This is a genomic window from Bradyrhizobium sp. SZCCT0153, from assembly GCF_018129995.1.
In the GTDB taxonomy this organism is placed as follows: domain Bacteria; phylum Pseudomonadota; class Alphaproteobacteria; order Rhizobiales; family Xanthobacteraceae; genus Bradyrhizobium; species Bradyrhizobium japonicum_G.
In genome coordinates this window covers 961,658-981,926 of sequence record NZ_JAFCKS010000002.1, presented here as the reverse complement: position 1 = coordinate 981,926, position 20,269 = coordinate 961,658, and the positions used below count along the sequence as shown (strand labels likewise).

The following is a 20,269-nucleotide window of genomic DNA, read 5'->3' as shown; positions in this document are numbered from 1 at the left end:
CGACTTCTGCTGCGATTGGCCCATAGCGTCGTTTCGCTGCCACGCAACAATAAGTCAGCTATCGGAGCATAGCCGGCACTGACAAGCTGCCATCCAGTGGGTTTATGCAGCTCACGGCCTCATCTCTACGCCGCCGCCTGCGCCTGATCGCCATCGAGAAGATGGCAGGCGGCGAAACGTCCGGGCGAATGCTCGACGAGCGCCGGCGTCTCCATCCGGCAACGGCCGAACGCCTTCGGACAGCGCGACGCAAAGCTGCAACCGGCCGGGATGTCGATCGGACTGGGCGGCTCGCCCTCCAGCAGGAAATCGGAGGGATCGAACGGCTTCTGCTCCAGCGTCGGGGCCGCCGACAGCAACGCCTTGGTATAGGGATGCTGCGGATCGAAGAAGAGATCGTGGTTGTCGGCAATCTCCACCATCTCGCCGAGATACATCACGGCGATCCGCGTGCAGACCTTCCGCACCATCGCCAGATCATGCGAGATGAAGACGTAGGTGAGATCGTTCTTTTCCTGCAATTTCGAGAACAGCTCGATCAGCCTGCCCTGCTCGCGCTGGTCCAGCGCCGACAAGGTCTCGTCGAGGATCAGGAGCTTGGGATCGAGAATCAGCGCTCGCGCGATCGAAATGCGCTGCCGCTCGCCGGTCGAAAGCGCGTTGGGCAGCTGGTCGTAAAGCTCGGCGGCGAGACCGACTTCGGCCATCTCCGCGATCACCCGCGTTCGCAAATCGGCGCGCTTGATACTCCCGCGGATCAGGAGGCTCTCCTCGATCATGCGGCCGACCGTGGTACGCGGCGGCAAGGCATTGTAGGGATCCTGCAAGAGAAGCTGGAACTCGTTGCGTTTGCGGATCAGCTCCCGCGATGACAGCGCGCCCAGCGAAGTCCCGTTCAAGACGATGCTGCCGCTGTCGGGGGTCTCCAGCCAGGCCAGCAGCCGGGTCAGGGTCGACTTGCCGCAGCCGGATTCACCGACAATGCCGAAATTCTCGCGCGGCATGATGTCGAGCGTGACGCCGCGCACCGCTTGTATGTTGCTGTGGCTGTTGAACGTCCCGCGCTTGCGGGCGCGGTAGGTGCGATGGACGTTCTCCACCTTCATCAAAGGGGCCTCGCCTTGAGCCTGACGGCGGGCAAGCGGCCCCTCCGCCGTCTCCCACATTCGCGGCACGCTCGCGATCGCCTTGCGCGTGTAATCGGATTGCGGCGAAGCCAATAGCTCGTCGAATGGCTGTTGCTCGACGAAGCGGCCCTGGTACAGCACGGCCGTTCGATCTCCGAACTGGCCAAGTGTCGGTAAGGAGGAGGACAGGTAGATCGTCGCCATCTTGTGGCGCGTACAGAGGTCATGGAGCAAAGCCACGATCTGCGCGGCAATGGTCACATCGAGCGGCTGGGTCACATTGTCTGCGATCAGCACGGCGGGCTCGGCGCAAATGGCATCCACGATCATCGCGCGCTGCATCATGCCGCCGGAAAATTTCGACGGGTAGTCCCAGTAGCGCTCCTTTGGCGAGGGAATTCGGACCTCGCCGAGGAGCTGCATGACTCGGTCGCGGCATTCGCGGCCATTCCATTCAGGCCTGACGCTGTGCAGCTTCTCCGCGATCTGGACGCCAACCGGCACGGTCGGATCAAGCGCGCTCTGCGGCTTGGAGCCGATATAGGCGATATCGCGTCCGACCCGGACCTCCCGCGCTCCGGCGCCGAGGATGTCATGACCGGCGAAGGCGACCCGTCCGGCCCGATACTGCAGGCTTTCCGGCAACCAGTTCGCCAGCGCGCGGCTGAGCACCGTCTTGCCCGCACCGCTCTCGCCGTAGATACCGAAGATCTCCGACGTGCTGAGGCGGAAGCTGATGTGATCGAGAATCGGAGCCGCCCCCGGTGTCGTGGCACCGACCGTCAGATCGTCGATTTCGAGAATGAGCGAGAGATCCATCTCAGAGACCTCCATAGATGCGGTTGCGCGCCTTTTCCAGCGCCGAGCCCATGAGATTGATCGAGGTGAGCGCGACGGCAAGGAAGATTCCCGGGACGGTTCCGATCCACCAGGCGTTGAGCAGATATTTGCGGGAATCGGCGATGATGCTGCCAAAGCTTGGGGTCGGCGGCTGAATGCCGAGCCCAAGGAAACCCAGGATCGCTTCGAAGATCATCATGCGGGCGACATCGAGCACCGCGACGAACGCGATCGGGGGCAGGATGTTGGGCGCCGCGAACAGCAACAGGATCCGCCAGTCCCCGGCCCCAAGCACGCGCAGACCGCGCACATATTCCTTGCCGCGCTCAGCGACTGCGGCACTACGGGCCACTCGCGCGTAGAGCGGCCAGCCGGACAGCGCCAGCACGATGATGATCGTCGGGACGGTCGGCCGCGACACGCCGAGAATGGTGATCGCCAGGATGATCATTGGAATCGACAGCTGAGCGTCGGTAATCCGCATGATGATGGTGTCCCACCACTTGCCCTTGAAGCCTGCGAACAGGCCGAGACCGCAACCGATGACGAAGATCAGGAGCACCGTGACGATGCCGACCAGCAGCGAATACCGCAGCCCGATCAGGCTGCGCATCAGGATGTCGCGGCCGAGCTGATCCGTGCCCAGCACGTGATCCCAGGTCCACTTGTCGCCCAGATAGACCGGCGCCAGGAACTTGTCCTTCACCACCATCTTGGTCGCGCTGACCGAGGACACTTCGGGATAGATCGCGGACGCGAGCAGCAGCGCGATGAAGACGAAGAAGCCGATCTTGAAGCTCGACATGCCCCAGGCCGCGGCCAGGATTCGCCGGTTGACCGACCGGATACGGGCCAATCGAGGTTCAAGCTCAGCAGCGATGACCGTGGTCGCCGTCATGGTCAGATCTCCACGCGAGGATCGATGAGATAGGCGACCAGATCCACGATGATATTGATGAAGACAAACACCGCGCTGGTCGTGATGGCGATGCCTTGGATGACCGGGAAATCACGCCCGACCACGGAGACGACGGTCAGATTGCCGAGGCCCGGATAATCGAAGATGTATTCGATCACCAGCACGCCGCCGATCAGGGTCGAAAGCTGGATGCCGAGCAAATTGACCAGCGGCACCGCGGCATTGCGCAGCGCATGGGAATAGACGATGCGGCGGCGCGACAGGCCGCGAACCCGGGCTTCGTCGATGAACGGCGCCTGCATCACCTCGCCGAGCGACGTCGTCAGCGTCCTGATGATGAAGGGCGCGATCTCCACCGCCAGCACCAGGGCCGGCAGAATGACATAGGAGAAGCCCTGGTAGCCGAGCGCCGGAAGCAGCTTCAGCTTGATCGACAGAAACAGGATCAGAACGATCGCAAGCCAGAAATTCGGGATCGACACGAACAGCGACTGCATGCCGAACGCCAGGGCGTTCTGCCATCGATGCTGATGCAGACCGCCGGCAATTCCGACCGGAAACGAGATCAGCAGCGCGAACAACAAGGCCATACCGCCCAATTGCAGCGTGAACGGCAAGCGTTCGAGAATGAGGTCGGTCACCAGCGCCATGTCCGACTTGGTCGGATCGACATATTGCCCACCGGCCGCAATCATGCCGCTACGCGGCCGAAGATAGGATTGTCCGAGATCGCCCTGGAGCAGACCGCTCATATAGCGGCCATATTGAACGATGATGGGGTCGCGCAGCCCCATCTTGGTCGCCACTTTTTCGACCACATCGGGCGGCGCCATTCCGCCGACGATCAGACGGACAGGATCGCCTGGAACCACGCGCAGCAGCGTAAAGATGATCAACGAGGTGATGAAGACGATCAGGAGACCCTGCGCGATCCGCTTGACCAGGAATTCCAGAATCAACATCGGGAAGAGCTACCCTTGCATTCGTCGGGAGTTCCGGCAGGCCGGGTTGTCTGGCCTGCCGCCGACCCGAGAAGACCGGCAGGCCGGACAAGTCCGACCTGCACCTGACCTCAGAAAACAGGCAGATCGGACAAGTCCGACCTGCTTGAGCAATCATCATGCCAGCGTGGCTTTGGTCATGTCCTGCATGCCGTTCGGATAGATGTAGAGGCCGTCCAGCTTCTTGCTGTAGGCGTGGATGAAGACCGACGTGAACAACGCGAGTGCCGGCGCCTTCTTGGCGATGGTCGGCAGTGTCTCGGTCTGGATGATCTTCTTGCGCTCTTCGATGGAGGTGGCATTGCGCTCCTTGTCGAGCACCGCGTCGATGTCCTTGTCGACGATGCCGGTAATGCGCTTCGACGACGAGTGGAAGTGGGTGCGCAGCACCAGATCCGGCTCGGGCGACCCCGTGCACCAGCCGCAGTCAATCATGTTGCCTTCGCCGCCGCCGGGCTTGTCATAGAGCAAGTTGCCCCAGGCCGCGACTTCGAGGGTCTGGAGATTGACCTTGAAGCCCTGCTCCTGGAGCATGCCGGTGATCAGTTCGGCATATTCCTTGGTCTTCGGATAGAACCCGACCGAGGTGTAATAGGTGAGTTCGGGAAGGCCCTGGCCCTTCGGGAAGCCGGCTTCCGCCAGCAGCTTCTGGGCCCTGGCCGGATCGAACTCCGGATATTCGGCGACCTCCGCATAGCCGAACTTCACCGGCGAAATATGCGCCTTGGAATAGGTCCCCGAGACGCCAAGCACCTCCAGCACCTGCTTGCGGTCGATGGAGTGGCAGGCCGCCAGCCGGATGCGCGGATCGTCGAACGGCTTCTTGGAGCAGCGAAAGAACAGATATTTGTTCTCGACCGAGACCGCCTTGTGGATGTTGAAGCGAGCATCCTTGGAGATCGTCTCGACCTGCTCCTGCTCCAGCCGCTCGATGATGTCCGCCGAACCATTCAGCAACGACAGCGTGCGGGTCGTGGTGTCGCCGACGAAATGATACTCGACGCCGGGAATCTTCGGCGCGCCGAGGAAGAAGTCGGCATTGGCGGTGAGAACGGTCGTGTCGCCCTTCTGCTCGACGTATTTGTACGGCCCGGTGCCGTTCATGCGAGCCGACAACTGCGCCTTGTTGGCGACGTCCTTGGCAGACATGATCGGCAGGAACGAGGAGAGATAATAGTAGAGCGCCGCCGGATAGCCGTGCGCCTTGGTATTGATGCGGCAGGTGAAATCGTCGACGACGTCGATGGTGACGAGACCCGGATACCACTGCGCCGGCCGGTCGGGCTGACAGCCATACTCGTAGGTCGCCTTGACGTCGGCTGCCGTAAACGGCGTGCCGTCATGAAACTTGACGCCCTTCCGAAGCTTGACCTCCATCGTGGAAGCATCGATCGGCGTCATGGACTCGGCCAGCTCGAAGATCAGCTCGTCCGGCTTGTCCGGCCGCATCGGCGCCCGCGTCAGATAGCCGAAGACGAATCCCTCGACGATCAACTGACCCAGATTGGTGTGCGTGGTCGGATCCCAATTGCCGGACAGTGCTTCGGCGCCGAGAAAACGCAGCGCCTTGCCCTCGGCCGCAAAAGCGGAATTTACCAGGAAGTCCGGATTGACCCGTCCGAAGCCGAACGCTGCGGCACCGGCAAGCCCCCCTAACATCACGTCTCTACGGTTGATCATGTCCTATCCCTCGATGATTTTGGCAACGCTGAAACTGCTGCCGAGGGCGCGGGGCACTCAGCCGTTTCGATCGTCTCGCGTAACTTGCAAAGCGTAGACCAAAGGCCACGCTTGCCCGATTCCTGCTGCTCCACGATTCCGTTGCTGACACTCCCGGATGCGCCGATTGCGCGCTCGACTCCAGACCGCCAGAGCATGCCGCCCAACTCCGAGGCAGCCGCGCCTCTCCGCTGTGCAGGACAGGAATGATGGACGCTCGGAACAACGTTTCGGAGACGATGGGCCTATATTTCCCGTGTTTCGAAACGAGCGGAATCGCGGCCTTGAAGATACAGGAGCCTCCGACCAGTCACATCATTCGCGGCATCATCTCGGACCTCGACGGCGTGGCCTATCGAGGAGATTCAGCGATCCCGAGTTCGGTAAGAGCGTTTCGCGCCTGGCATGAGCAGGGCCTGCCGTATGCGTTCGTCACCAATAACTCGACGAAATCTGCCGCGCAATTTGCGGCGAAGCTGACCAGCATCGGCATTCCGGCGGAAGCACGGCAGGTCTTCAACACCATCTCGGCGACGACGTCCCTGCTCGCAAGACGCTGGCCGCAAGGCACGCCGGTCTTTGCGATCGGCGAGCAGCCGCTGCGCACAGCCATTGAGGCAGCCGGATACGATCTGACCTCCGAGGACCCGGAGGTCGTGGTGCTCGGATTCGATTCGACACTCGACTACGCCAAGCTGCGGACGGCGATACGAGCCGCCCTCGCGGGAGCGGCGATCGTTGCGACCAATCCCGATGTCCTCACGCCGGGGCACGATGGATATGACCCTTGCGTCGGCGTGATGACTGCGGCGGTGGTCGCCGCGGTACCGAGTGCGAAGCCGGTCGTCGTCGGCAAGCCGCAGCCCTTCCTGATCGAACGGGCGCTCGAGCATCTCGGCACCGCAAAGCACGAAACGATCATGATCGGCGACCAGCTCGCGACCGATATCGCGGCCGGCAACGCCGCCGGCCTGCGCTCCGTCCTGCTCGCCAGCGACGTCCCGTTCAATGCGGCCACGGGGGTCGTCCCCGATCGTGTCGTGTCGAGCCTTCTCGATCTCCTCGACGCCACTTCCGAGAGGGCCGGCCCGCTCTCATGATGACTCCGAGCTCGATCGAGAGCATGCAGACCGAGCTCGGCGCGGCCTTGCCGCTCTGGGGTCTGTCGTCACGATCGACGGTCTCCTTCCTCAGCCATTCCGAGAACACGACGTTTCTGGCGCGGGACCCGGCGTCTGGACGGAGGCTGGTGCTGCGCGTGCAGCGGACCGGCTACCATGCGTCCGTCGAGATCAGGTCCGAGCTCGCCTGGATCGCACCGATGGAACCGCCGCGATGGGGGAACGATTTCTGCAAGCGCTTTGATGGTCGCCCGTGGCGAGACAGAGTCGCTTGTCTTCATTTCGTTCCAGTCTCTCCGACGGTCCGGTCCTGACCTTCGAAGGCTTGACGATGCCGACCGCGGCGTCGGGACCTGCCGTCGCGTTGCGATAGGCCTCCCGAAAAATCTCCGTCATCCCTTCTCATGACCGCCTGCAGCAAAGGACTGCGTCTCGAATGCGGCCTCTCGCAGCACCGTAGCCAGGACGGACGCGCCGGCGGCAACATGATCAGGCTCGGCCCACTCATGTTCGACATGGCTTGCACCATCCCGGCAAGGAATGAAGATCATTGCCGCTGGACAAATCTTGGCGAGATGGCGGGCGTCGTGGCCGGCGGCCGAGAGGATGGCCATGCTGGTATGCCCCTGCTGACGCGACGCTTCCGCGATGCTCGCCCGCAGGCGCGGATCGAAGGCGTTCGACGGCGCATCGACGAGCGGCGTTAACGTAACGGCGCAAGGTGGGGCGTATTCGCGGCAAAGGACCGAAATCCGAGCGCCGGCCGCATCGAGTACCGCATTGTCGGGATGGCGCAGATCGATGCTGAAGACGACGCGCGACGGCACCACTGACGGCGCGTTCGGCACGGCAGCAACCCGGCCGATCGTGAACTTGATGTCGGCATCGATTCCGCCGATCTCGGCGTGAAGCGCCGCTGCCATGCGCGCAAAGGCCGCGAGCGCATCCCGCCTCTCCTGCTGCGCGAGCGTACCTGCGTGTCCTTCCTCTCCCTCGATCGCCACCTGAAAGGTCTTCTTGCCCTGGATGCCGGTGACGACGCCGATCGTGCAGGCGGCCGCCTCCAGCAGCGGTCCCTGCTCGATATGCAATTCGAGATAGGATCCGACGGCAAAGCCGAGCATTCTGTGCGGCACATCAGGGAAAGCCTGATGGAGGCGGTCTAGCGCTTCGCCGACGCTGACGCCGTCAGCATCACGCGCGGTGCGGATCGCCGCCATGTCACGCTCGCCCGTAAAGGCCTCCGACCCCATCATGCCCGGCGCGAAGCGCGAGCCCTCCTCGTTCATCCAGGCGACGACGATGACGTCGCGCACCGGCCGGTCGCCTCGCTCAGCCAGCGAGATCGCCGCCTCGAGTGCCGCCATCACGCCAGCGGCGCCGTCGAATTTGCCGCCGGTCGGCTGACTATCGAGATGACTGCCGAGCAGGAACGGCGGTGCGGCACCATCGCGCCCGGCGAGTGTCAGAAACAGGTTTCCCGCCGCATCCGTCGACGGCGTCAAGCCCGCCTCGCGCGCCCAGCCGATGACGCGGCGCCATGCGGCGATCTCGCCGTCGCTCAGCGCCTGACGGTTGACCCCGCCGGCGGGCGTCGCGCCGATCTCGGCGAGTGCCATCAAGCGGGTCCAGAGCCGATCGGCGTTGATCAGGGGCTGGCTGGTCATCGATCCACTACTTCGTGCGCATGATCTGGCCCGGCAGCGCGCGCGGATCACGTGGCAGCCAGCGGCCGGCCTCGACCTGGGCGATGAACTCTGCAAGCAGCGCGTTGAACGCCGCCGGTTCTTCCAGATTGAGGGTGTGACCGGTCTTGGGGACGACCGAGAGCCCGCAGGCCGGAATCGTCTTCTTCAGGAAGATGCCGGGCTGGAGGCAGTGATCATCCTCATCGCCCACGACCACCAGCGTTGGCACAATCATCGACTTCAGTCCGTCCTCGAGGTCGTAGAACGACGGCCGCCGCGCCTGAACGCCGCGCATGGTGTTGGCGGCGCCGCGATCCGAATGGGTGGCGAGGCGATCGGCAAATTCCTGCCAGCCGCGCGGGTCCTTGTTCTGGAACTGCACGCGGCTCGCGCCGAGCGCATAGACTTTGGAGAACTCCTTCGCGCCCTGCGTCTCGAAATTGTCTGCGACTTCCAGCGAGACGCCGCGAAAATACTCTTCGAACTCCTTCTCGCAGCCATAGCCGGCGCCGGCCACCGTGAGCGACAAGGCACGCTCCGGCGTGCGCAGGCCGAAATGCACCGTGCAGAAGCCGCCCATCGAGAGGCCGACGATGTGCGCCTTCTCGATTCGGAGCGCATCGAGCACGGCGACCGCATCGTCCGCGGCGATCGCCTGGGAATAGGCCTCCACGCTATCAGGCACATCCGACGGCGGATAGCCACGGGCGGCGTAAGTGATGCAGCGGTGGCGCCTGCTGAAATAGCGGAGCTGCGGCTCCCAGCTAGCGTGATTGCCGCCGAATTCATGGATGAAGAGGATCGGCGTGCCCTCGCCGGCCTCCTCCACATGAAGCTTCACGCCGTCCTTCGCTGTAATCATCGTCATCGGCATCGTTCCTAGAATTGCGGCGGCAGGTCGTTGAGCGTGCGCGCCTGCGCGACCATCTCCGGCAGCAGCGTGCAGAGCTTTTCGACCCACGCTTGCGGCACGGAGGTGCTGATCTTGACGAAGCGGTCGCCGAAACGCTGGGTGTGATAGGTGCCCTGGCGGATCATGATGCCCTGGCGGCGATAGCATTCGACCAGCGCCTCGGGGCGGATGCCCGCCGCAACGGTCTCCAGCACCAGGAAGTTTCCGTGCGAAGGCATGATCGGCAGCGCCAGCCCTTCGATCGCGGCCGCCGCCTGCTGGATCATCGCCTTGTTGGCCCGGTCGGTGCTGCGGACCTTCTTCATCCATTCTGCCTTGACGGAAAGCCCCGCCTGCGCCGCGCGCTGGGCGATGACGCTCGCGCCGAGCACGCTCGTGGACGTCTGCGCGAACTCCTCGAACAGATCAGGCGCGGCAACGAGAGCGCCGATCCGCAATCCGGCAAGGCCCAGCCATTTCGAAAAGCTGGTCGAGACGACCGAGCCTTGCGGAGCCACGTGAAGCGCCGGGGTGTGGCCGTCGGCGAAATCACGATAGGTGCAATCATGCACCAGCAGCGCGCCGCAATCGCGCGCGATCGCCGCAAAGCTCTCGATCTCCTCGCGGGTGTAGCGGATGCCGAGCGGATTGTTGGGATCGACCAGATAAATGATCGCCGTGCGCTCGTCGACATTCGCCTTCAACGCCTCGGGCGTCAGGCGGTAGTTGCAGGCCGGATCGTAGATCGGAATCTCGATCACCTCGGCGCCCTGCTGGCGCGCGAACAGGCACGGCCATTTCCAGGTCGGATCGGTCGTCACCAGCGTGGTGCCGGGCTTGCAGCGCGCACGGCATATCATGGCCAGCGCGTTGACGCCGCCCTCGGTCACCAGCGCCTCCGCACCGGGTGCGCCGAGATCCGCAACGATCGCGGCGCGCAGCGCCTCGAAGCCGAGCGGGGGAGCATAGGCATTGAACTCGCCGGCCTCGATCGAGCGCAGCATCGCCTCGCGCACGGCGGGATGGCTCTCGACGTGGTTGGTATTCTGGCCGAGCCAATAGAGTCCCGGCGTCGCCGAGAGCTCGTCGAAATAGCGGTTGCGGACCAGCGCCGCGGATTGAGTCCCTGACATCGACGCCTCAGATCACCGAGCCGCGTGCGGCGATGCCGCCGTCGATCGTCACCACGGTGCCGGTGATGTAGCCGGACCGCGGCGAGGACAGGAAGGCGACAAGATCGGCGACCTCCTCCGACGTTGCCGGCCGCTTGCCCGGATATTTGTCGAACAGTTCCTCCCAGCGGCTTTCGTCGCCGAGCATGTCGATCGCCTTGCGCTTCATGATCTTGAGCATGCGGTCGGTGGCAACCGGTCCCGGATTGACCGCGACGACGCGCACGCCGTGATCGAGGCTGCGGCCACCGAGCGCCTTGGTGAAGGACATCAGCGCCGCGTTGCCGGTCGAGCCCGCGATGTAGCTCGCGTCCCAGTTCTCGCCGGAATTGCCGATGATGTTGATGATGACGCCGTCCTTGCCCTTCATGCGCGGATAATAGAGACGCGACAGCGTGATGTAGCCGAACACCTTGAGATCGAAGCCGCGCCGCCAGGCCGCGTCATCGAGAATTTCCAGTGAACCGGCCGGGATGTCGCCGGCATTGTTGATGAGAATGTCGATGTCGCCGACCTCGGCCGCGAGCTTCTCCATCGCAGCCGTGCTCGACAGGTCGAGCGCGTGGATGGTGATCTTCACGCCATGGCGGGCTTCGAGCTGTTTCTTGGCCTCGAGCATCGCCTCGCCGTTGCGGGCGGCGAGATGCAAATGACATCCTTCCGCGGCGAAGAGCTCGGCCACCGCAAGTCCAATTCCTTTCGACGCGCCGGTGATCAGGGCGGTCTTGTTCGTCAGCTTCAGGTCCACTCCGGGTCTCCAGGATGCAAGCTAGATATACAATGTCTAGCAATTTGCATACCAAGCGACCCCAAGGTCATTCGAAGGCGGCGAGGAAGTCCAGCAGGTTGTCGCCGAGCAGGTTGACGTGATCGCGCATGGCACTGTGCGCCCGCTCCGGATCGTGGGCTAGGATCGCCTGCATGATCGCCTCATGCTCGCGAATGGTGTCGGCGATCCGGTTCGGCATGCGCGTCACCCGGCGGCGATACGCCGCCACCTGGTTGCGCAACTTGCGGGTCTGGTCGGCCAGGAAGGTATTGCGCGAGGCCTCGTAGATCGCCTCGTGGAATTCCTGGTTGATGTCGTAGAAGACGTCGATGTCGCCGGTTTCGCCCGCCGCTACAAGCCGCTGGTGAATTTCGCCAATTTCGGCCCTCCAGGCCTGTGAGACACGCCGCGCGGCAAGCCTTGCGCAAAGCCCTTCGAGCTCGGCCATGACCTGGAACATCTCAATCAGCGCCTGCGCCTTGATGCTGCGAACCGTTGCCCCCTGCCGCCCGCGCAGCTCGACCAGATGGTTGGCAGCCATCAGGCGGAACGCCTCCCGCACCGGTGTGCGCGAGACCCCAAAGCGCTGCGCGATCTCCTGCTCGTCGAGCCGGCTGCCCGGCTCGAGATGACCCGCCGCGATCGCGCCTTCGAGCTTCTGGCGCAGACTCTCGGCGAGCGTCATGCCGGAGCCTGCCGTGAGGGTCTCCTGCCCATTTTTCACGCGCCTGGCGCCGCCTTGTGCACCAATATCCGCCATCATGTTTCTCCAATGCCAATACAAGTATACATATTGACACTCACTCTCCAGCGAAACGCCCCGTTTTCCCTAAGGGATGCGCGCGGCGCCCACCTATTCGCTGTCGATCTCGCAAGTCTTATGCCTGATTTGCCTGAAAATCGCACTGGCACACGAGTTGCTACGAGATTTCGACGCGGCCCGCTTTCGTATGCGAATGGCCGCCGCCATTATACAAGGACATCCCGGTGCAGGCTGCCCGCCTCCCCAATCCCGGACCGACCACCGAAGCCCCACAGGCTCGGCCGGAGCCGCTGCTTTATCTTGGCGCGCTCAACAAAACCTTCGGTCCCGTCGCGGCCCTGTCGGGACTTCAGGCGAGCGTGGGCCCCGGAGAGTTCGTCACCGTCGTCGGTCCCAGCGGCTGCGGCAAGAGCACTCTTTTCAATATCGTCGCAGGGCTCGAGGAGCCGGACGCCGGCGGCATCCTGCGCTTCGAAGGCAAGAGCTGTCATGCCGCCGATCTGCTCGGCCGCGTCTCCTTCATGCCGCAGCGCGACCTGCTGTTTCCCTGGCGCAACGTCGTGGATAACGCCATCCTCGCGCTCGAGGTCGAGGGCATGCCGCGCGACCAGGCGCGCGCCAAAGCCCTGAAGATGCTGCCCGAGTTCGGGCTGGCCGGCTTCGAGAAGCAATATCCCAATCAATTGTCCGGCGGCATGCGCCAGCGCGTCGCCTTGATGCGGACCTTCCTGTTCGAGCGCGACCTGATGCTGCTGGACGAGCCGTTCGGCGCGCTCGATGCGCTGACGCGGGCCATGATGCAGCGCTGGCTGCTCGATGTCTGGCAGAAATACCGCCGCACCATTCTCTTCATCACCCATGACGTCGACGAGGCGATCTTCCTCGGCGACCGCGTGCTGGTCATGACGGCGCGCCCCGGCTCCGTGAAGCTCGAACAGGTCGTCGATCTTCCTCGCCCGCGCCGGCCCGAGATCGTCACCTCCCCCGAATTCGTGCGCCTCAAGCGCACGCTGCTCGACGCAATCGAGGAGGAAAGCATGAAATCGTTCCAATCCTCCATCGCGCAGGAGAAGCCGCAATGAACGCGATGTCAGCGAGAGAGCCCGCGCCGCGCGGGATCGAACCGGCGGAATGGGACGCGCGCATCAAGCTTGCAGCCTGCTATCGCATGGTCGCCAGGCTCGGAATGGACGACCTGATCTACAATCACATCTCCCTGCGCGTGCCCGGCCACGACGACCAGTTCCTGATCAATCCCTACGGCCTGCTGTTCGACGAGATCACGGCATCGAGCCTGGTGAAGATCGACACCAAGGGTAACAAGCTCGACGACACGCCACAGGCCGTCAACGTCGCGGCCTTCGTGATCCATGCCGCGATCCACACCTCGAACCACGACGCGGCCTGCGTGCTGCACACCCATTCCGACGCGAGCGTTGCGGTCTCCGGCCAGGAGAAAGGCCTGTTGCCGCTCAGCCAGTTCGCGATGCGGTTCTACGACAGGCAGGCCTTCCACGACTATGAAGGCGTCGCCATCGACCTGGACGAGCAGGTTCGCCTGGTGCGCGATCTCGGCCCGCACAAGGTGATGCTGATGCGCAACCACGGCATCCTCACCGTCGGCCGGACCCCGGGCGAGGCTTTCATGCTGCTCTACTATTTCGAGCGCGCCGCGCGGATCCAGCTCCAGATGCAGGCCGCCGCCGCGGCCGGCGCCACGCTGGTGACGCCGCCGCCCGAGGTCTGCGAGAAGGCCGCGCGCCAGTTCTGGGAATTGCAGGGCGACATCCTCGTGCCCGGCGAACGCGAATGGCCGGCGCTGATGCGTCAGCTCGACCGCACCGATCCGTCCTACCGCAATTGATTTTCACCGCCGGGAGCATCACCATGTTGAGCCGACGCCACGCCTTCTCCGTCCTTTCCGCCATCGCACTGGCAACGGGCTCGCTCGTCACGGCTGCGCCCGCCGCCGAGTTGCAGAAGGCGAGCCTGCGCCTGAAATGGCTGCCACAGGCGCAGTTCGCCGGTTTCTACGTCGCAGCCGCCAAGGGCTACTACAAGGCCGAGGGCATCGACCTCACCATCAATCCCGGCGGGCCCAACCTGCTGACCGAAAACCTGGTCGCGACCGGTGCCGACACGTTCGGCCTCTCCGGCGGCACCGACAGCGTGTTCGCAGCCCGCGACAAGGGGCTGCCGATCGTCTGCATCGGCGTGTCCCACCAGATCACGCCCTTCATCTTCGTCGCCCGCAAAGACGGGCCGGTGAAGACGATCCAGGATTTCAAGGGCAAGACCGTCACCACCTGGTTCACCGGCGCCAATCACGTGCTGACCGGCATGCTGGCCAAGGAAGGCATCAAGCCGGATGAGCTGAAGATCCAGCCGCAGCAGGTTTCGGTGACGCCCTTCGTCGACGGCAGCGTCGATGTGGTCACGGCGACCTATTACAACGAGTTCTACACTATCCAGTCGCGCATGCCGAAGGACAGCTTGAAGACCTTCGTCGCCGAGGACTACGGCATCACCTTCCCGCGCGACACGCTCATCGTGGCCGAGGCGACCGCCAAGGAAAAGCCGGAGCTCGTCAAGGCGTTCCTGCGGGCTTCGCTCAAGGGTTGGAAAGACGCCTTCTCCGATCCCAAGGGCGCCGTCGACACTGTGATGGCTGTAGCCCCGACGCTCGATCGTGCGCAGCAGGAATTCATGCTCACCGAGGTGAAGCGCCTGATGACGGCCGGCGCGGCCGGCAAGAACGGCCTGTTCTGGATCGACGCCGACGCGGTCAAGACCGCGCACGACTTCTTCCTGAAATATGGCGTGATCTCCAAGCCGGTTGATCTCGCTGCCGCCTATGACGCCAGCTTCATCCAGAGCATCCCGGCGGCGGACCGGCTGCCGTGAGCAGCACTGCGGCGACATCGCTTGGTTCCGGCCGCGCGGCTGCGCGGTCGATGGCAATGCCGGTTTCGCTGCGCAAGCTGATCCGGCTCCTGCTCGGCCTCGCCATTGCCGCGGTGGTCTGGGAAGGCGCGGTGCTGCTGTTCGGTATCCGGCCCTATTACCTGCCGCGCCTCAGCACGATTCTGCTGGCGATGGCGGCGACGCCCCGCGCCTATGTCGACGGCTTCCTGCGCACCCTGGCCGAGACGCTGATCGGATTTGCTTCCGGCGGCGCGTTCGGCGTGCTCATGGGTGTCGCGTTTTTCCGCCTCCGTGCGCTGCGCGAGATGGTGTTTCCGATCTTCGTGGTGTCGCAGACCATCCCGGTCATCGCCTTCGGCGCGCTGGTGGTGCTGTGGTTCGGCAATACGCTGCTCGCCAAGGCGATCATCGCATTCTACCTGACCTTCTTTCCGGTGACGGTGAACACGCTTCTGGGCCTCGAGACGGTCGATCCCAAGCAGGTCGACCTGATGCGCAGCTTCGGCGCCTCCAACCGCCAGCTCCTGTTGCGCTTGCAGCTTCCAACCGCGCTGCCGCAGATCTTCGTGGCGCTGCGGCTCGCTGCATCATTGAGCCTGGTCGGCGCCATCGTCGGCGAATGGTTCGGCGACACCACCGGGCTCGGCGTGCTGCTGCTCCAGGCCATGTTCACCGAGAACGTCGTCGCGATCTGGGCCGCCCTGCTTGCCGCGGCTCTGCTCGGCACCGGCTTCTATGCGGTCGTCGCCGCGGTCGAACGACGGCTGGTGTTCTGGAGCGCGGAGCAATGAGCCGCGCGCTTGCTTCACCCTCGCTCGCCGTCCAGCGCGGCATTCTCGGCGCCTTCATCCTGGTCGCGTGCTGGGAAGGCGCGGCGCGCGGACTGCATCTGCCGGCCTATGTTCTGCCCGCCGTCAGCGACATCCTCGCGGGCCTCTGGTCCAAGCGCGCAACGTTGACCGACGCCGCCGGCTACACCCTGCTCGAAGCGCTGGTGGGCTATGGCCTCGGCTGCCTGATCGGCATCGGCCTCGCCGTCGCCATCGCATTGGTGCCGGCGCTGCGCACCGCGATCCTGCCGCTCGCGACCGCGATCAATTCGGTGCCCGTGGTCGGCTATTCGCCGCTGATCCTGCTCTGGTTCGGCATCGGCGTCAGCTCGAAGATCGTGATGGTGGCGATGGCGGTGAGTTTCACCATTCTGCTCTCGATGCTGGCCGGGCTCGATCGTGTCGATCGCCGCGCCATCGACCTGATGCGCAGCTTCGGGGCAAGCCGCTTCGGGGTGCTGTGGCGCCTGCGCCTGCCGACCGCGCTGCCGCTGCTGCTGGCCGGCATGCGCGTCTCGACGGTGCGCAGCGTGATCGTGGCGATCGTCACCGAGATGCTCGGCGCGCATGGCGGGCTCGGCTGGGTGATCTACCAGGCGGTGCTCCAGATCGACTTCGTCCAGGTCTGGGCGGCGATCTTCGTCGCCTCCGCCGCGAGCCTCGCCTTCTTCGGCCTGATCGGTTTCCTCGAACGCAAGATCCTGTTCTGGACATGACGCCATGAAACGACAGATGCATCTCGGCCTGTTCATCCTGGGAACCGGCAGCCACGTCGCCGGCTGGCGCTATCCCGGCGCGGTCGACAGCTTCCAGGATTTTGCGGCGATCCAGCAGATCGGCCGCACCGCCGAGCGCGGCAAGTTCGACCTGATCTTCATGGGCGACAATCTCTATGCCGATGCCGCAGCCCATCCCTCCTACACCCTGCGGCTGGAGCCGCTGACGATGCTCGCCGCGCTCGCGACCTCGACCAGCCACATCGGCCTCGGCGCGACCGTCTCCACCACCTACAGCGATCCGTTCTCGGTGGCGCGCGTGTTCGCCTCGCTCGATCACATCTCCAAGGGCCGCGCGGCCTGGAATGCGGTGACGACGGCCAATCCGGCGACCGCAGCGAATTTCGGCACCACCCACCCCGACCACGCCCGCCGCTACGAGATGGCCGGCGAATTCCTCGACGTCGTCAAGGGACTGTGGGACGGCTGGGCGGATGACGCCATCGTCGCCGACCGCGCCAGCGGCCTCTATATAGATCCGGCGAAGCTCCGCCCGATCGACCATGACGGTGCATTCTTCAAGGTCAAGGGCCCGCTGAACATCGGCCGCAGCCCGCAGGGGCGCCCGGTCGTCCTCCAGGCCGGCGGCTCCGAGGCCGGCCAGGCGCTGGCCGCGCGCACCGCCGATATCGTGTTCTCGGTGGTGCAGGACATCGAGGAGGCCAAGACCGGTTACACGTCGTTGAAGACGCGACTGCCGTCGTTCGGCCGCAAGGCCGCCGATGTCACGGTGCTGCCGGGCGTGATGCCCGTCGTCGGCCGCACCGACAAGGAGGCGTTCGAGAAGCTCAACGTGCTCCAGAGCTTTGTCAGCGGCAGTAATGCGCTTGCCATCCTGTCCGACCGCTTCGGCCGGGACATGTCGACTTACGATCTCGACGGACCTATCCCGGACATCGCACCGTCAGACAGCTATCACAGCTTCGCCAGCGTCATGCTCGCGAAGGGCCGCCGCGAGAACATGACGCTGCGCGATCTCTACAATCTCACCGCCGCCGCACGCGGCCATTGGGTGCTGTGCGGCTCGGCCGAGCGCATCGCCGATACGCTCCAGCTCTGGTTCGACGAGCACGCCGCCGACGGCTTCAACGTCATGCCGCCCTATTTCCACGAAGGGTTCGAGGATTTCGTCCAGTTGGTCGTGCCGATCCTGCAGGAGCGCGGGCTGTTCCGCGCGGAGTATGAGGGCGCGACGTTGCGCGATCATCTCGGCCTTCCGCGCCCGGCCAATCCGTTCTTCGAGGCTTAGAGCGCGCCGGCGGTCCGCAAGGCCTGTTCGAGCGCCTGCAACTCGCTTGGTATCGCCGGCGGCTGCGGCGGCCGTACCGCGTCGCAGGAGAGACGTCCGAGCAGCTTCAGGCAGGCCTTGAGCCGGACTGTCGCCCGTCCTCCGGGCGCATCGCGATAGATTGCCACCGCCAGCGGATAAAGCTTGTCATGCGCGGCACGCGCACGATCCCAATCGCCGGCCTCGGCCGCATTCCAGAGGCTGATCACGAGATCCGGCACGACGCAGGCAAGGCTGACCTGGCTACCGGCCGAACCGACGAGGTAGCTTGTCAGCAGATGTTCGTCGCCGGAGCCGAGCACGACGAACTCGGGACGCAGCTTGTGAATCAGCCTCAGATTCTGCTCGTAAGTCGCGACCTCCCAGCTGCCTTCCTTGATCGCGACGAAGCGACGATCCGCGATGAGCCGCGTCAGCAGCGGCGGCGGGTAGGCCATGGCGCCCGCACCGACCGGTGCGGCATAGAGCATCAAGGGTGCGGTTGTCGCATCGCGGATGCGTCGATGATGCTCGATGACGCAGTCATCGGCGTGACCGAGCGCCCAGCTGTTCGGAGGGAATACCAGGAGGCCGTCCGCACCAGCCTGCTCCAGCGTGGCCGCCTCGCGCGCAGCCTCCAGGCTCGATTCATGGTTGACACCGGAGACGATCAGGCAGCCCCCCGGAACATGTGCACGCGCCAGCTCCACCACGCGCCGCTTCTCGGCCAGCGACAGCACGAAGTTTTCGCCGGCATGGCCGTTGACAAGCAGCCCATTGATCCCCGGCGTGGACGCGACCGAGGCCAGATGATCTGCCAGTCCTGGCTCATCGATCTCGAAGTGGGGCGTCATCGGCACGATCGTGGCGGCATGGATGCCGCGCAGGCGATCTCTGAATGTCTGCATCACAGCCGCCGCGCCGGCTAGTGAATGATCTGGTCGAGGAACGTCCGCGCCCGCTCGGACTTCGGATGCTTGAAGAATTCCTCCGGCGCGGCCTGCTCGACGACTGTTCCTTCATTCATGAACACGATGCGGTCCGCGACCTCGCGGGCGAAGCCCATCTCGTGGGTCACGCACAGCATGGTCATGCCCTCTTCCGCGAGCTTCTTCATGGTCTCGAGCACCTCCTTGACCATCTCGGGGTCGAGCGCGGAGGTCGGCTCGTCGAACAGCATGATCTTCGGCCGCATGCACAGCGCGCGTGCGATCGCGACGCGCTGCTGCTGGCCACCCGAGAGCTGCCCCGGAAATTTTTCGGCCTGATCCGGAATCCGGACCTTGGTGAGGAAATGCATGGCGAGGTCCTTTGCCTCCGCCACCGTCATGCCGTTCACGGTCATCGGCGCCAGGATGCAGTTCTCCAGCACCGTCATGTGCGGAAACAGGTTGAAGCTCTGGAAAACCATGCCGGTGTCACGCCTGACCGCATCGATGTTCTTGCGCTGGCGATCGAGCTCGACACCGTTGACGTAGATCAGACCCTCATCATGCTTCTCGATGTGGTTGATGCAGCGAATGAGCGTCGACTTGCCCGAGCCCGAGGGACCGCAGACCACGATCTTCTCGCCCTTTGCGACCTTGAGATCGACCTCATTCAAGGCGGTGAAGTCGCCATAATGCTTGTAGACGGCCTCCATGCGAACCGCCTGTACCTCACGGAGCTGCGGCTGCGCACCTTCGACGCCCCTCACGCTGACCGTATTCCTCGGTATCTCGCTCATGCACGGGCCTCCACGCTCGCCTGCGCAACCGGCGCCCTCGCCGCGACCCGCCTGGACTTCGCAGCGCTCGACCGACCAAAATGCTTCTCCAGCCGGCGCTGAATCGCATCCCAGACAGAGGTGAGGATCAGGTAATAGGCCGTGGCCGCCGCATAGACTTCAAGGATCTGGAAATGCTCCTGCATCAGCATGTCGCTGCGGCGCATCAGCTCCTCGACCGAGATCACCGAGGCGAGCGAGGTCGCCTTCAGCAGCGAATTGATGGAGTTGCCGAGCGGCGGGATCATCAGCCGGAATGCCTGCGGCAGGGTCACGCGGCGAAACGTCGTCCATGGCGACAGGCTGAGCGCCCAGGCGGCTTCGCGCTGCCCCGCCGAAACGGCCATGAAGCCGCTGCGGACGATCTCGGCCAGATAAGCCGCCTCGTTGAGAATGAGGCCGACCAGCGCGCAAGTGATCACGGAGAACTTGATCCCGAGTTGCGGCAAGCCGCTGTAGATCACCACCAGCTGGATCAACAGCGGCGTGCCGCGGAAGAACCAGATATAGAAGCGCGAGAAGCCTGACAGAACCGGGTTGGACGACATGCGCATCAACGCGATGCCCATGCCGAGGATCAATCCGCCGATGACGGCCGCCACCGTCAGGCCGATGGTGACGAGCACACCCTTCATCAGGAAGTAGTTGAAGAAGTAGTTGACGGCGGCCGTCGGACTGAAATGGCTCATCGGCTT

The 20,269-nt window shown here is 64.1% G+C and carries 19 protein-coding genes; 7 read left to right on the top strand and 12 right to left on the bottom strand.

The genetic code is table 11. The annotated features are described in order from the left end of the window. Positions 1 to 125: 125 nt before the first annotated feature. From JQ572_RS12225 to JQ572_RS12210, 4 genes are all read right to left on the bottom strand, one after another. Positions 126 to 1,946, bottom strand: coding sequence for an ABC transporter ATP-binding protein (locus tag JQ572_RS12225; RefSeq protein WP_211383253.1), 1,821 nt, complete (start codon positions 1,944 to 1,946; stop codon positions 126 to 128). Between the two features lies 1 nt (position 1,947). Beyond that, positions 1,948 to 2,865, bottom strand: coding sequence for an ABC transporter permease (locus JQ572_RS12220; protein WP_211383252.1), 918 nt, complete (start codon positions 2,863 to 2,865; stop codon positions 1,948 to 1,950). Positions 2,866 to 2,867: 2 nt separating this feature from the next. Beyond that, the gene (locus JQ572_RS12215) at positions 2,868 to 3,848 is read right to left on the bottom strand and encodes an ABC transporter permease (RefSeq protein ID WP_211383251.1); all 981 of its coding nucleotides are present in this window, start codon (positions 3,846 to 3,848) and stop codon (positions 2,868 to 2,870) included. 156 nt (positions 3,849 to 4,004) lie between these two features. Then, complete coding sequence (locus JQ572_RS12210) at positions 4,005 to 5,567, bottom strand: ABC transporter substrate-binding protein (protein ID WP_211383250.1); 1,563 nt, start codon at positions 5,565 to 5,567, stop codon at positions 4,005 to 4,007. 323 nt (positions 5,568 to 5,890) lie between these two features. Between JQ572_RS12210 and JQ572_RS12205 the strand changes: the two genes are divergently transcribed. After that, positions 5,891 to 6,706, top strand: coding sequence for an HAD-IIA family hydrolase (locus JQ572_RS12205; protein ID WP_249128959.1), 816 nt, complete (start codon positions 5,891 to 5,893; stop codon positions 6,704 to 6,706). A 413-nt stretch (positions 6,707 to 7,119) separates the two neighbouring features. Here the strand turns inward: JQ572_RS12205 and JQ572_RS12200 are convergent, their stop codons facing one another. The 5 genes from JQ572_RS12200 to JQ572_RS12180 all read right to left on the bottom strand — a co-directional run bounded on the left by JQ572_RS12200 (position 7,120) and on the right by JQ572_RS12180 (position 11,933). Beyond that, positions 7,120 to 8,394, bottom strand: a complete 1,275-nt coding sequence (locus tag JQ572_RS12200; protein ID WP_211383249.1) for a Zn-dependent hydrolase — start codon at positions 8,392 to 8,394, stop codon at positions 7,120 to 7,122. Between the two features lie 7 nt (positions 8,395 to 8,401). Further along, positions 8,402 to 9,283: an alpha/beta fold hydrolase gene (locus JQ572_RS12195; protein WP_211383248.1), complete on the bottom strand. Its 882-nt coding sequence runs from the start codon at positions 9,281 to 9,283 to the stop codon at positions 8,402 to 8,404. An 11-nt stretch (positions 9,284 to 9,294) separates the two neighbouring features. Continuing rightward, entirely contained in the window at positions 9,295 to 10,440 is a 1,146-nt protein-coding gene (locus JQ572_RS12190) for a pyridoxal phosphate-dependent aminotransferase (protein WP_211383247.1), read from the bottom strand. 7 nt (positions 10,441 to 10,447) lie between these two features. Next, complete coding sequence (locus JQ572_RS12185) at positions 10,448 to 11,227, bottom strand: SDR family oxidoreductase (RefSeq protein WP_063708464.1); 780 nt, start codon at positions 11,225 to 11,227, stop codon at positions 10,448 to 10,450. A gap of 67 nt (positions 11,228 to 11,294) precedes the next feature. Beyond that, complete coding sequence (locus JQ572_RS12180; RefSeq protein WP_211383246.1) at positions 11,295 to 11,933, bottom strand: GntR family transcriptional regulator; 639 nt, start codon at positions 11,931 to 11,933, stop codon at positions 11,295 to 11,297. A gap of 302 nt (positions 11,934 to 12,235) precedes the next feature. On the opposite strand from JQ572_RS12180, the gene JQ572_RS12175 reads away from it, so the two are divergent. From JQ572_RS12175 to JQ572_RS12150, 6 genes are read left to right on the top strand one after another with little or no spacing between them, the layout of a single operon-like run. After that, positions 12,236 to 13,093: an ABC transporter ATP-binding protein gene (locus tag JQ572_RS12175; protein ID WP_211383245.1), complete on the top strand. Its 858-nt coding sequence runs from the start codon at positions 12,236 to 12,238 to the stop codon at positions 13,091 to 13,093. Continuing rightward, a complete protein-coding gene (locus JQ572_RS12170) occupies positions 13,090 to 13,875 on the top strand; it encodes a class II aldolase/adducin family protein (protein WP_211383244.1) in 786 nt (261 codons plus the stop codon). Before JQ572_RS12175 ends, JQ572_RS12170 begins: the two co-directional genes overlap by 4 nt. A gap of 23 nt (positions 13,876 to 13,898) precedes the next feature. Continuing rightward, positions 13,899 to 14,915, top strand: coding sequence for an ABC transporter substrate-binding protein (locus JQ572_RS12165; protein ID WP_211383243.1), 1,017 nt, complete (start codon positions 13,899 to 13,901; stop codon positions 14,913 to 14,915). Then, positions 14,912 to 15,727: an ABC transporter permease gene (locus JQ572_RS12160; RefSeq protein WP_211383242.1), complete on the top strand. Its 816-nt coding sequence runs from the start codon at positions 14,912 to 14,914 to the stop codon at positions 15,725 to 15,727. Before JQ572_RS12165 ends, JQ572_RS12160 begins: the two co-directional genes overlap by 4 nt. Beyond that, positions 15,724 to 16,482, top strand: a complete 759-nt coding sequence (locus JQ572_RS12155) for an ABC transporter permease (protein ID WP_211383241.1) — start codon at positions 15,724 to 15,726, stop codon at positions 16,480 to 16,482. Before JQ572_RS12160 ends, JQ572_RS12155 begins: the two co-directional genes overlap by 4 nt. 4 nt (positions 16,483 to 16,486) lie before the next feature. After that, positions 16,487 to 17,791, top strand: a complete 1,305-nt coding sequence (locus JQ572_RS12150) for an LLM class flavin-dependent oxidoreductase (RefSeq protein WP_211383240.1) — start codon at positions 16,487 to 16,489, stop codon at positions 17,789 to 17,791. On the opposite strand, the gene JQ572_RS12145 is transcribed toward JQ572_RS12150, so the two are convergent. Genes JQ572_RS12145 through JQ572_RS12135 form a run of 3 tightly spaced genes read right to left on the bottom strand, consistent with a single transcriptional unit; the run spans position 17,788 to position 20,263 of the window. Then, on the bottom strand, positions 17,788 to 18,717 hold the full coding sequence (locus JQ572_RS12145) for a dihydrodipicolinate synthase family protein (protein ID WP_211383239.1): 930 nt from the start codon (positions 18,715 to 18,717) through the stop codon (positions 17,788 to 17,790). The two genes, JQ572_RS12150 and JQ572_RS12145, sit on opposite strands and share 4 nt — an antisense overlap. Before the next feature lie 17 nt (positions 18,718 to 18,734). Then, entirely contained in the window at positions 18,735 to 19,535 is an 801-nt protein-coding gene (locus JQ572_RS12140) for an amino acid ABC transporter ATP-binding protein (RefSeq protein WP_211383238.1), read from the bottom strand. Further along, positions 19,532 to 20,263, bottom strand: a complete 732-nt coding sequence (locus tag JQ572_RS12135) for an amino acid ABC transporter permease (RefSeq protein ID WP_211383237.1) — start codon at positions 20,261 to 20,263, stop codon at positions 19,532 to 19,534. The genes JQ572_RS12140 and JQ572_RS12135 overlap by 4 nt, the downstream gene beginning before the upstream one ends. Between the last annotated feature and the right edge of the window lie 6 nt (positions 20,264 to 20,269).

Coding starts and splice junctions, on each gene's coding strand:
- JQ572_RS12225 (WP_211383253.1), bottom strand. CDS start 1,946: ATGGATCTCTCGCTCATTCTCGAAATCGACGATCTGACGGTCGGTGCC.
- JQ572_RS12140 (WP_211383238.1), bottom strand. CDS start 19,535: ATGAGCGAGATACCGAGGAATACGGTCAGCGTGAGGGGCGTCGAAGGT.
- JQ572_RS12150 (WP_211383240.1), top strand. CDS start 16,487: ATGAAACGACAGATGCATCTCGGCCTGTTCATCCTGGGAACCGGCAGC.
- JQ572_RS12135 (WP_211383237.1), bottom strand. CDS start 20,263: ATGAGCCATTTCAGTCCGACGGCCGCCGTCAACTACTTCTTCAACTAC.
- JQ572_RS12170 (WP_211383244.1), top strand. CDS start 13,090: ATGAACGCGATGTCAGCGAGAGAGCCCGCGCCGCGCGGGATCGAACCG.
- JQ572_RS12195 (WP_211383248.1), bottom strand. CDS start 9,283: ATGACGATGATTACAGCGAAGGACGGCGTGAAGCTTCATGTGGAGGAG.
- JQ572_RS12215 (WP_211383251.1), bottom strand. CDS start 3,848: ATGTTGATTCTGGAATTCCTGGTCAAGCGGATCGCGCAGGGTCTCCTG.
- JQ572_RS12190 (WP_211383247.1), bottom strand. CDS start 10,440: ATGTCAGGGACTCAATCCGCGGCGCTGGTCCGCAACCGCTATTTCGAC.
- JQ572_RS12210 (WP_211383250.1), bottom strand. CDS start 5,567: ATGATCAACCGTAGAGACGTGATGTTAGGGGGGCTTGCCGGTGCCGCA.
- JQ572_RS12155 (WP_211383241.1), top strand. CDS start 15,724: ATGAGCCGCGCGCTTGCTTCACCCTCGCTCGCCGTCCAGCGCGGCATT.
- JQ572_RS12200 (WP_211383249.1), bottom strand. CDS start 8,394: ATGACCAGCCAGCCCCTGATCAACGCCGATCGGCTCTGGACCCGCTTG.
- JQ572_RS12145 (WP_211383239.1), bottom strand. CDS start 18,717: ATGCAGACATTCAGAGATCGCCTGCGCGGCATCCATGCCGCCACGATC.
- JQ572_RS12165 (WP_211383243.1), top strand. CDS start 13,899: ATGTTGAGCCGACGCCACGCCTTCTCCGTCCTTTCCGCCATCGCACTG.
- JQ572_RS12220 (WP_211383252.1), bottom strand. CDS start 2,865: ATGACGGCGACCACGGTCATCGCTGCTGAGCTTGAACCTCGATTGGCC.
- JQ572_RS12180 (WP_211383246.1), bottom strand. CDS start 11,933: ATGACGCTCGCCGAGAGTCTGCGCCAGAAGCTCGAAGGCGCGATCGCG.